Here is a 9385-nt window from a genome sequence, read left to right on the forward strand (position 1 = left end):
GCGTACGCCGTGGGCGGCGGTGTCCAGCATCAGGGCGGTGTCCTCGAAGCCCAGGCCCTGCTGCTTGGGCGCCTCGTCGACGCCCATGGCCGTCAGCCAGATCGCCCACGGCAGGCCCACATGGCGCAGCAGCGGCACGTCCAGCAGGTCGCGCGGCTCCTTGATCGGGTGGCGCACCAGGAAGTCGGGGCTGCAGACCGGGAAGATCCGCTCGATCATCAGGGTGGCGGCCTCGACGCCCGGCCACCCGCCGCAGCCGAAGCGCAGGGCGATGTCGACGCCGTCGGTGGTCAGGTCGGCCACCCGGTCCTCGGCGCGGACGATCAGGTCGGGCTCGCCGGTCTCGGCCGCCAGCCGCTGCAGGCGGGTGACCAGCCAGCGGCTGGCGAAGGCGGCGCTGCTGCTGATCACCAGCGGCCCGCGCGCCGCCAGCCGGGCGTCGTCGACCCCGGCGTGCAGGGTGGCCAGGGCCGCGGTGACCTGGTCGGCCAGGCGCTGACCGGTGGCGGTGGGGACCATGGCGTTGCCCTGGCGGACGAACAGCTTGGTGCCCAGCTCATCCTCCAGCTTGCGGATCTGCTGGCTGATCGCGCCGTGCGTCACGAACAGCTCGCGGGCCGCGCGGCTGTAGCTGCGATGGCGGGCGGCGGCCTCCAAGGCGGTCAGGGTCAGGAACGGGGGCAGGCGCATGGCGACTCAAGCTTGTTAGTCGAGCTGACAAGTTCGCTTAGATACCATCGTTCGTAAAGCCCGTTCGATAGGGGCATCTTACCTGAGCAAGGCCGCTGAGGCCGAAACCCACGCTCACAGGTGCTCCGATGAAACTGCTTCTGATCTCCGGCGTCGCCGTGCTGACCTTCCTGTTCGCCTCGGTCGACAAGCTGTCGACCCCGCTCCCCAACGCCGAAGTCTGGGCGTCCAGCGTCCCGATCCACAGCCCTCGGTGAGAGGGAGGTTGAGGGCGCTGCGTCAGCATCATTGCGTTGTCATCCCGGACAAGCGCGAAGCGCGCCGATCCGGGACCGCCGGAAGCGCGGCGCTCAGGCGTCGGTCCCGGGTCTACGCTACGCTTCGCCCGGGAAGACAGGCCTTTTTGGCGAGCCGTCAGCGTTGCGAAGGCCGTCTTGAATTTCCCGTCTGACCTGGGCGGCGGATGGCTCCCAATCCATCTCGTTCGCGCCCACGCAGCCCCAGCAATCACCGCCGCAATCCTCGGACAGGGCGTCGGTCTCGACGTTGAGCGCGCGCCCGCAAGTTTTGCAGGTTTTTAGGGCGGTCAGGTCGACGACGTAGTCGCGATACTGGCTCAGCGCCCGACCCGACCCGATGTATAGGAGTAGTCCGATCGCAAGGAACCCGGTCCCGGCCGCCAAATTGATCGCCCACTGACCAACATCGCCGGCCCTCACCAGCCCTGGAACATTGGTGGCCAGGGTCAGAACCGAGCCGACCGCGAACACCAGACCAAAGACTCGCACGAACCGGAACAAGCCGAGATGGTACTGTTGCATCATCGTAGGCTTGGCCATTGGGGCTCCGTTATCCTCGCGTCGTTCTAGCGACAGGGACGGTCGCTGGTCGACAAAGAAAAAGGCCCGGGATCGCTCCCGGGCCTTCTCTTATTCGCGAACCGCGAAAGCCTTACTTACCGGCCGCCGTCAGGGCGTCCATCAGGTCGGGCACGGCGGACTTGTAGTCGGCCACCAGGCCGTAGTCGGCGATCTGGAAGATCGGGGCGTCGGCGTCCTTGTTGATCGCGACGATGATCTTGCTGTCCTTCATGCCGGCCAGGTGCTGGATGGCGCCCGAGATGCCGATGGCGATGTACAGCGCCGGGGCGACGACCTTGCCGGTCTGGCCGACCTGGTAGTCGTTCGGCGCATAGCCGGCGTCCACGGCCGCGCGCGAGGCGCCGACGGCGGCGCCCAGCTTGTCGGCCAGGGGCTCGATCACCTTCTGGAACTCCTCGGCCGAGCCCATGGCGCGGCCGCCCGAGACGACGATCTTGGCCGCCGCCAGTTCCGGACGGTCGGACTTGACCATCTCTTCGCTGACGAAGCGGGTCTTGGCCGCGTCTGCGCCGCCGACGGTCTCGATCGGGGCCGAGCCGCCTTCGCCGGCCGCCGCGAAGGCGGTGGGACGAACGGTGATCACCTTCTTGGCGTCCGAGGTCTGGACGGTTTCGAGGGCGTTGCCGGCGTAGATCGGGCGAACGAAGGTGTCGGCCGAGACGACTTCCACGATCTCGCTGATCGGGGCGACGTCCAGCTTGGCGGCGACGCGGGGGGCGAAGTTCTTGCCGCCCGAGGTGGCCGGAACCAGGATCGCGTCGTAATTGCCGGCCAGGGCGAGGACGGCGTCGGCTTCCGCTTCGGCGACGCCATGGCCCAGGGCCTCGCTCTCGGACACCAGCACCTTGCGGACGCCGGCGATCTTGGCGGCCTCGGCGGCGACGCCGGAGACGCCCTTGCCCAGGACCAGAACGTCCACGTCGCCCGACAGCTGCAGGGCGGCGGTGACGGTCTTGTGGGTGCCATCGCGCAGGTGCGCGTTGTCGTTATCGGCGACGACGAGAACGGCCATTAGAGCACCCCCGCGGTTTTGAGCTTGGAGACGAGGTCGGCGGCGGATTCCAGCTTGATCCCGGCCGAGCGCTTGGCGGGCTCGGCGACCTTGACGACCTTGAGGCGCGGGGCGACGTCGACGCCGTAGTCGGCGACGGTCTTGGCCGCGATCTCTTTCTTCTTGGCCTTCATGATATTGGGCAAGGAAGCGTAGCGCGGCTCGTTCAGGCGCAGGTCGGCGGTGACCACGGCGGGCAGATCGACGTCCAGCACCTGCAGGCCGCCGTCGACTTCGCGGGTGACCTTGGCGGTCGAACCGGAAACCTCGATGGCCGAGGCGTAGGTGGCTTGCGGCCAGCCCAGCAGGGCCGACAGCATCTGGCCCACGGCGTTGTTGTCGCCGTCGATCGCCTGCTTGCCCATCAGGACGAGGTTAGGTTGCTCTTCCGCCACGACGGCGGCCAGCAGCTTGGCCACGGCCAGCGGCTCGGGATCGGCGTCGGTGGTGATCAGGATGCCGCGGTCGCCGCCCATGGCCAGGGCCGTGCGGATGGTTTCCTGCGCCTGTTGCGGACCGATGGAGACGATGACCACCTCGGTGGCGACGCCCTTTTCCCGCAGACGCACGGCTTCCTCGACCGCGATCTCGCAGAAGGGGTTCATCGACATCTTGACGTTCGCCAGGTCGACACCGGTCTGATCGGGCTTCACCCGGACCTTCACGTTGTAATCAATAACCCGTTTGACCGGGACCAGAACCTTCATCGGTCTACGCCGCCTCCTGGCTAGTTTTTCCTGCCTGCGCCGACGGGATTAGCGTGTCCGCGCAGGTTTGCAAGTTTCCCCTGACGTAAGCGTAACGCATTCGCGTCCGTTACGTTCAAACAGTTGTACGATAGTTCGGTGCGTGCGTCTGCTGCGCTGCACACTCAAGCTGACGATCCAAGCCCAGCGCCGCCGCACGCTTTTAGCCTCTGGCCAGTCTCGCGGCGGGCCAGTATGAGGCGGCTCATGAAGAGCAACATCACCCGCCTGCAGTGGACCTTCTTCGCCATCTTCCTGGCGTCGTGCGTCGGCGTTTTCGCCTATCACGCCATGTGGGTCTGGCCGAAGGCGCGTTGCGACGCGCGCGGCGGGGCCTGGGCGGGTCGCTGGATGAAGTGCGGCACGATCTATCCGATCGAGACCCTGACCCGCCGGCCGCTGAACCTGCCGCCGATCAACACCGATCCGAACAAGATGGACGGCCCCCGGGCCGAGCGCGCCCCCAAGAAGTAGCCGGCCGCCGCGACACCTCTTGTCTACACGTGTAATTTCTGAATAGCTCTCCCTAACAAGGGGAGACGTCGGTCATGAAGGTTGTTCTGGTCGCGGCCTTGCTGGCCCTGTGCGGGGTCGGCGCCTGGGCGGCCCAGACCGCCAATCCGGTGCTGATCGCCCGGACGCGCGGCGTCGTCAGCCCGGACGCGGAGGGCCGGCAGAACAAGGCCCTGCGGATCGGCCGGCTGGACGTCCGGACCACCCTGTCGGGCGGCCTGGCCCAGACCGTGGTCGAGGCCCGCTTCGACAACCCCACCCACGACGTGATGGAAGGCGACTTCACCCTGGCCTTGCCGGCCGGGGCGGTGGTCAACGGCTACGCCCTCGACATCGACGGCCGCATGGTCGACGGGGTGCTGACCGGCAAGCGCCAGGCGCGGCTGGTCTATGAGAACCGCGTGCGGGCCGGGATCGACCCGGGCCTGGCCGAGGTGACCGCCGACAACAGCTTCCACACCCAGATCTTCCCGATCCTGCCGGGCAAGGGCCGCACGATCCGCCTGCGCTATGTCAGCCCCCTGGCCGCCGACGGCGGGTTCGTCCTGCCCCTGCTCACCGACGAGGCGGTGGGCGAGGTCAAGCTGGCCGTGACCGTGCTGGGCGCCGCCGCGCCGCCGACCCTCGCCGGGTCCGACCTGTCCTTCACCTGGACCAAGGACGGCGACGGCCTGACCGCCTCGGCGACGACCAAGGACGTCACCCTGTCGCGCGGGCTGACGATCGGGGCCTGGAGCCCGGCCGCGCCGATCCAGCTCAGCCGCCACGCCAACGGCGAGCGGTTCTTCGAGCTGCGGCTGCCGTACGACGTCCACGCCGCGACGACGGGGCGGCTGCGCCTTTACTGGGATCGCTCGCGCTCGCGGTCGGACGACGACCTGAAGGGCGAGATCGCGGTGCTGCGCCGCTATGTCGACGCCGCGCGGCCCCGCTCGATCGAGCTGGTGACCTTCGCCGACGACGCGCCCCGCGCGGTCCTGCTGGCCGCCCCGACCGGCGAGGCCCTGGCGACGGCGCTGAACGCGGTGACCTATGGCGGGGCCAGTGCGCTGACGGGCGTGTTCGCGGCGGGCGAAGGGAAGGCCGACACCTGCATCCTGGTCTCCGACGGCCGCATGACCGTGGACAGCTGGGCCGCCAAGCCGCCGCCCTGCCGGACCCTGGCCCTGTCCAGCGCCAAGGACGCGGACCGCAATTTCCTGTCGGTCCTGGCCGAGCGTGGCGGCGGGACCCATGTCGACCTGTCGGCGATCGGCCCCGAGGCCGCCCTGGCGCGCCTGACCTCGGCCGGGCCGCCGGCCTTCACCCTGGTGGCCGACGACGGCCAGGCGGTGGAGCATCGCCTGGTGGCCGGGCCCAGCGGCCGCTGGTGGATCATCGGCAAGACCCCGGCCGCCAACGCCCTGCGGTTCGCCGGTCCCGACGGCGTGGCGCGGACCCTGCCGCTGGACGGCCCGGTCCAGGCCTTCGACGGGGTCGGCGCCCTGTGGGGACGCGAGGCCGTCGCCGCCCTGCTGGCCACCGACCGCCCCGACGGCGACGCGGCCCTGGCCCTGGCGCGGCGCTACAACGTCGCCACCGAGGACGCCAGTTTCGTGGTGCTGGAAACCGTCCAGGACTATCTCGACGCCGACGTCGCGCCGCCGCCCTCGGCCGGCGCGGCGATGGGCGACGACTATCGCCGCGAAGTGATCGCCCGCAAGACGGAGCAGGCCGAGATCCGGGCCGAGCGTTTCGATCGGATCGTCGAGGCGTGGACCGAGCAGAAGGCGTGGTGGTCCAAGACCCACACGCCCAGCAAGACCTGGCGCCGGGATCGCGAGGAGACGCGCTGGCCGGCGCCTCGCGGGGCTCCGCCTCCGCCTCCGCCGCCGCCGCCCGCTCCGGCCATGATGGCGCCGACTTCCGCCGACATGGCGCTCCCGCCCGCGGTCGCCAAGGCCGCCTCGCCGCAGGGCTACGCCGCCGGCGATCCCATGGTCGAGGAGGTCGTCACCACGGCCGCCCGTCGCTCCGGCGGCGGCGACGAGACCCCGGCGCGCGACATCGCGGTGGAGGCCGCCGAATGGAATCCCGACCGGCCCTATCTGAAGGCCCTGGCCGCTACGCCGGCCCAGGCCTGGCGCGGGCGCTACGCCCAGCTGGAGAAGCAGTATGGCGACGCCCCGGCCTTCTATTTCGACGTCGCCGAGCAGTTGTTCGGGTCCGGGCGCAAGGGCGAGGCGGTGTCGGTCGTGCTGACCGCCCTGGACGTGCCGGGGGCCAACGGCAAGACGATGATCATCGTCGCCGACCGGCTGCAGGCCTATGGCGCGCTGGACCGGGCGGTGTGGCTGCGCGAGCGGATCCTGTTCCTCGAGCCCGACCGTCCGCAGCCGCGCCGCGACCTGGCCCTGGTCCTGATCGCACGCGGCGACGGCGAGACCGGCGCGGCGCGGGCGGCCGACCACCGCCGGGCCCTGGACCTGCTGAACGAGGTGATCGTCCGTCCCTGGGACAGCGACTATGACGGGATCGAGCTGATCGCCCTGATGGAGGCCAACCACCTGGTCGCCCGGATGAAGGCGCTGGGCCTGAGTCAGACGGTGCTGGATCCGCGCCTGGTGGCCCTGCTCGACGTCGACATCCGCGCGGTGCTGGAGTGGAACACCGACCAGACCGACATGGACCTGTGGGTCGACGAGCCCACCGGCGAACAGGCGATCTACAGCAACCCCACCACCCAGATCGGCGGCCGGCTGTCCAACGACATGACCGCCGGCTTCGGGCCCGAGGAGTACCTGCTGCGCCGCGCCCCGAACGGCGAATACGTGCTGCGGGTCAATGTCTACGCCTCGGACGTGCTGGACCCCAACGGCCCCAGCACCGTGCGCGTGCGCCTGTTCCGCGACTGGGGCCGCCGGACCGAGAAGCAGGAGTCCTTCACCATCGAGCTGAAGAAGGAAGACGACGGCGCGATGAAGGTGGGCCGGTTCGTGATCGGGCAGGGGAAGAAGTAGGGGCTCTTCGCCGCTCGCAACCCCTCTCCCATGGGGAGAGGGAGGGGCCCAAGCGAAGCTTGGGAGGGTGAGGGGGTAAGACGTCAACCGGCGTGCCGGCAGGGCGCCTTGAGAACTGTGGTGAGGGTGTAACCCCTCACCCTCCCCCCGCTGCGCGGCGGGTCCCTCCCTCTCCCTCTGGGAGAGGGGTTTCAGAATTACCGCGTCGCCCCAGGCTTCCAGAGCACGTCCGCCGCCCCGTCGTCATTGGCGCGGCGGGCGGCGACGAACAGCAGGTCCGACAGGCGGTTGAGGTAGCGCAGAGCCGGTTCGCCGACGATCTCGCCCTCGACGCCCATCAGCTCGACCAGCTTGCGCTCGGCGCGGCGGCAGACCGTGCGGGCCACGTGCAGGGCGGCCGAGGCGGGGCTGCCGGCGGGGAGAACGAACGAGGTCAGCGGCGAGAGGCGCGCGTTCATCAGGTCGATCTCGCGCTCCAGCCGCTCGACCTGGCTGTCGACCACCCGCAGCGGCTCCCATTCGGGCTTCTCGTTCTGCTCGGGGGTGGCCAGGTCGGCGCCCAGGTCGAACAGGTCGTTCTGGATGCGCTCGAGCAGGGCGTCGAGTTCGGCGTCGCCTTTCGTGTGCTGGCGCGCCACGCCGATGAAGGCGTTGGTCTCGTCGACCCCGCCATAGGCCTCGACCCGCAGGCTGGCCTTGCTGACCGGCTGACCGGTCGACAGCCGGGTCAGGCCCTTGTCGCCGGTGCGGGTGTAGATGCGGTTCAGGGTGACCATCAGAGACGCTCCTCGCGCGGCGTCCTAACGCCCGTCGCGCAACCTTATGCCTAGCTCGCCCATTCAGAGAGCTGGCGTATCAGTGACTGCGCCACCAGAAGGCGGCGACCAGCACCAGCACGGCCAGGAACTGCAGCGCGACGCGCAGGCGCATCAGCTTGTTGGAATAGGACCGCCCGAACTCGCCGCCCCGGAACAGGGCGTAGATGCCGATGCAGAGGGTGATCAGGACCGCGCCCAGCGTGATCGGGATCAGGAAATCGAACAGGTGGCTCATGGCCGCAAGCTAAGCGCTCCCCCCAGGCTTGGCCAGAGCGCGAACCGAATCGAAAAGCGAAGCTTCGTCGGCGCCCTCGGGTTGCATATCGAGATTCGCCGACTCTGTTCGTTGAGTGCATTTGTCGCAGTGACCCGGCGCTAACGGTACCATACATGACGGTAACGCTGCAGTTTGCCGGTTTTTGTTCAGTTTTTCGGTTGCGCGCCCTTGCAGCAGGGGCTAAACGCGCCACCTTCAAATTCCAGTACGCGTTCGTTGAACATGATCAACTCCTCACCGCAGGTCATGTCAGCGCCCTTTTTCAGCGGGGAGGCAGGAGAACCAGAATGGCTCAGAGCGCTCGCATCGCCGTCGCCGACTTCTCCGCGTCCGAACGCGAAGCCGCCATGGCTGAAGTCCGTCAACTGATCACCGACCTGCGCGACGCCGCGCAGGATGGGCGCGCCCTGGCGCGCCGCTACGCCGACGTCCTCACCGGCGTCGTCGACGAATATTGCCTTGAATTCGAGAAGCGCGCCGAAGCCGCGCTTGCTCGCCTGGAGACTGCCGCATGAGCTTTGTATCCCTGAACATCGAGTCCCCGACCGACGCCCCCGTCAAGCTGACGCGCCGGGCCATGGCCAAGCAGCGCACGCGCGAACGCGTCCTGTCGGCCGCCCGTCGCCTGTTCACCGAGCGGGGCTACGAAGGCGCGACCATCCGCGACATCGCCCAGGCCGCGGGCATGTCGACCGGCGCGGTGTTCGCCAGCTTCTCGGACAAGAGCGAACTGTTCGACGAGATCCTGACCGCCGACTACGAAGTCATCTACGCCCAGATGAAGCAGGCCGGCACGACCGCGACCACCGTGGAAGAAGGCGTGATCGGCATGTTCGCCGTCGCTTACGGCTTCCATGTCGAGCAACTTCCGCTGCTGCAGGCCAGCATCGCCGTGTCCTGGACGCGGTCGGAAACCGCCGAGCGCCGCAACCGCGGTCACCTCAAGCACATCTTCGCCCTGCTGGCCGGTGTTCTGACCCGCGGTGTCGAGCGCAATGAACTCAAGAGTGACGCTGACGTTAAGTTGCTCGCCGAGATCATCTGGGACGTGTATGTCGCCAACTATCGCCGGGCGATTTTCGACGCCTGGTCGGTCGAGGCACTGCTGTCGCGACTTTCGGATCAACTGAAAGTCATCCTGGCGGGCGCACGCGCGTAATTCACGACCGAGGGCGGACGCTCTTTGTCTGAGCGTCCGCCGCCGGATTAAATAGAGCGACGCAGGCTATCCGGGGGGACGGTGCGTGGGCGTAAGAGACGAGCAAAAACAGGCAACGCGCGAGAAGGTTCTCGACGCCGCGCGCGACCTGTTCAACGAGACGGGCTACGAAGAGACCACCATTCGGGCGATCGCCGAACGGGCGGGGGTTTCTGTCGGCAGCGTCTTCACCACCTTCGCCTCCAAGGCGG

12 protein-coding genes are annotated in these 9385 nt (G+C 68.5%); 6 read left to right on the forward strand and 6 right to left on the reverse strand.

Annotated features, from left to right (window positions below):
- Window positions 1-690, reverse strand: a 690-nt coding sequence (locus tag AC1DZ6_RS11680) for a LysR family transcriptional regulator (protein WP_477097345.1), incomplete at its 3' end; no start/stop codon positions are given.
- A 128-nt stretch (window positions 691-818) separates the two neighbouring features.
- Here AC1DZ6_RS11680 and AC1DZ6_RS11685 point away from each other — a divergent pair.
- The gene (locus AC1DZ6_RS11685; protein WP_477097346.1) at window positions 819-947 is read left to right on the forward strand and encodes a hypothetical protein; all 129 of its coding nucleotides are present in this window, start codon (window positions 819-821) and stop codon (window positions 945-947) included.
- Window positions 948-1064: 117 nt separating this feature from the next.
- On the opposite strand, the gene AC1DZ6_RS11690 is transcribed toward AC1DZ6_RS11685, so the two are convergent.
- The 3 genes from AC1DZ6_RS11690 to AC1DZ6_RS11700 all read right to left on the reverse strand — a co-directional run bounded on the left by AC1DZ6_RS11690 (window position 1065) and on the right by AC1DZ6_RS11700 (window position 3329).
- Window positions 1065-1529, reverse strand: coding sequence for a hypothetical protein (locus tag AC1DZ6_RS11690; RefSeq protein ID WP_477097347.1), 465 nt, complete (start codon window positions 1527-1529; stop codon window positions 1065-1067).
- A 112-nt stretch (window positions 1530-1641) separates the two neighbouring features.
- Entirely contained in the window at window positions 1642-2583 is a 942-nt protein-coding gene (locus tag AC1DZ6_RS11695; RefSeq protein ID WP_477097348.1) for an electron transfer flavoprotein subunit alpha/FixB family protein, read from the reverse strand.
- Window positions 2583-3329, reverse strand: coding sequence for an electron transfer flavoprotein subunit beta/FixA family protein (locus AC1DZ6_RS11700; protein WP_477097349.1), 747 nt, complete (start codon window positions 3327-3329; stop codon window positions 2583-2585). Before AC1DZ6_RS11700 ends, AC1DZ6_RS11695 begins: the two co-directional genes overlap by 1 nt.
- 246 nt (window positions 3330-3575) lie before the next feature.
- On the opposite strand from AC1DZ6_RS11700, the gene AC1DZ6_RS11705 reads away from it, so the two are divergent.
- Together AC1DZ6_RS11705 and AC1DZ6_RS11710 are read left to right on the forward strand one after the other, a co-directional pair.
- A complete protein-coding gene (locus AC1DZ6_RS11705) occupies window positions 3576-3842 on the forward strand; it encodes a hypothetical protein (protein ID WP_477097350.1) in 267 nt (88 codons plus the stop codon).
- Between the two features lie 74 nt (window positions 3843-3916).
- Entirely contained in the window at window positions 3917-6880 is a 2964-nt protein-coding gene (locus AC1DZ6_RS11710; RefSeq protein ID WP_477097351.1) for a VIT domain-containing protein, read from the forward strand.
- 197 nt (window positions 6881-7077) lie between these two features.
- On the opposite strand, the gene AC1DZ6_RS11715 is transcribed toward AC1DZ6_RS11710, so the two are convergent.
- Window positions 7078-7656, reverse strand: a complete 579-nt coding sequence (locus AC1DZ6_RS11715) for a cob(I)yrinic acid a,c-diamide adenosyltransferase (RefSeq protein ID WP_477097352.1) — start codon at window positions 7654-7656, stop codon at window positions 7078-7080.
- 79 nt (window positions 7657-7735) lie between these two features.
- The gene (locus tag AC1DZ6_RS11720) at window positions 7736-7933 is read right to left on the reverse strand and encodes a twin transmembrane helix small protein (protein WP_477097353.1); all 198 of its coding nucleotides are present in this window, start codon (window positions 7931-7933) and stop codon (window positions 7736-7738) included.
- 329 nt (window positions 7934-8262) lie between these two features.
- Between AC1DZ6_RS11720 and AC1DZ6_RS11725 the strand changes: the two genes are divergently transcribed.
- The 3 genes from AC1DZ6_RS11725 to AC1DZ6_RS11735 form a co-directional block, all read left to right on the forward strand.
- On the forward strand, window positions 8263-8490 hold the full coding sequence (locus AC1DZ6_RS11725) for a CC0731 family SpdR-regulated protein (protein WP_477097355.1): 228 nt from the start codon (window positions 8263-8265) through the stop codon (window positions 8488-8490).
- Window positions 8487-9134, forward strand: coding sequence for a TetR/AcrR family transcriptional regulator (locus AC1DZ6_RS11730; protein ID WP_477097354.1), 648 nt, complete (start codon window positions 8487-8489; stop codon window positions 9132-9134). Before AC1DZ6_RS11725 ends, AC1DZ6_RS11730 begins: the two co-directional genes overlap by 4 nt.
- Window positions 9135-9219: 85 nt before the next feature.
- A partial coding sequence (locus AC1DZ6_RS11735; protein ID WP_477097356.1) for a TetR/AcrR family transcriptional regulator occupies window positions 9220-9385 on the forward strand: 166 nt, incomplete at its 3' end.

The organism is Caulobacter sp. P1_B12_2, assembly GCF_056406675.1.

Excerpts from the sequence above, each read along its gene's own strand:
- AC1DZ6_RS11725 (WP_477097355.1), top strand. The coding sequence starts at position 8,263 with ATGGCTCAGAGCGCTCGCATCGCCGTCGCCGACTTCTCCGCGTCCGAA.
- AC1DZ6_RS11715 (WP_477097352.1), bottom strand. The coding sequence starts at position 7,656 with ATGGTCACCCTGAACCGCATCTACACCCGCACCGGCGACAAGGGCCTG.
- AC1DZ6_RS11695 (WP_477097348.1), bottom strand. The coding sequence starts at position 2,583 with ATGGCCGTTCTCGTCGTCGCCGATAACGACAACGCGCACCTGCGCGAT.
- AC1DZ6_RS11690 (WP_477097347.1), bottom strand. The coding sequence starts at position 1,529 with ATGGCCAAGCCTACGATGATGCAACAGTACCATCTCGGCTTGTTCCGG.
- AC1DZ6_RS11710 (WP_477097351.1), top strand. The coding sequence starts at position 3,917 with ATGAAGGTTGTTCTGGTCGCGGCCTTGCTGGCCCTGTGCGGGGTCGGC.
- AC1DZ6_RS11700 (WP_477097349.1), bottom strand. The coding sequence starts at position 3,329 with ATGAAGGTTCTGGTCCCGGTCAAACGGGTTATTGATTACAACGTGAAG.
- AC1DZ6_RS11730 (WP_477097354.1), top strand. The coding sequence starts at position 8,487 with ATGAGCTTTGTATCCCTGAACATCGAGTCCCCGACCGACGCCCCCGTC.
- AC1DZ6_RS11720 (WP_477097353.1), bottom strand. The coding sequence starts at position 7,933 with ATGAGCCACCTGTTCGATTTCCTGATCCCGATCACGCTGGGCGCGGTC.
- AC1DZ6_RS11705 (WP_477097350.1), top strand. The coding sequence starts at position 3,576 with ATGAAGAGCAACATCACCCGCCTGCAGTGGACCTTCTTCGCCATCTTC.
- AC1DZ6_RS11685 (WP_477097346.1), top strand. The coding sequence starts at position 819 with ATGAAACTGCTTCTGATCTCCGGCGTCGCCGTGCTGACCTTCCTGTTC.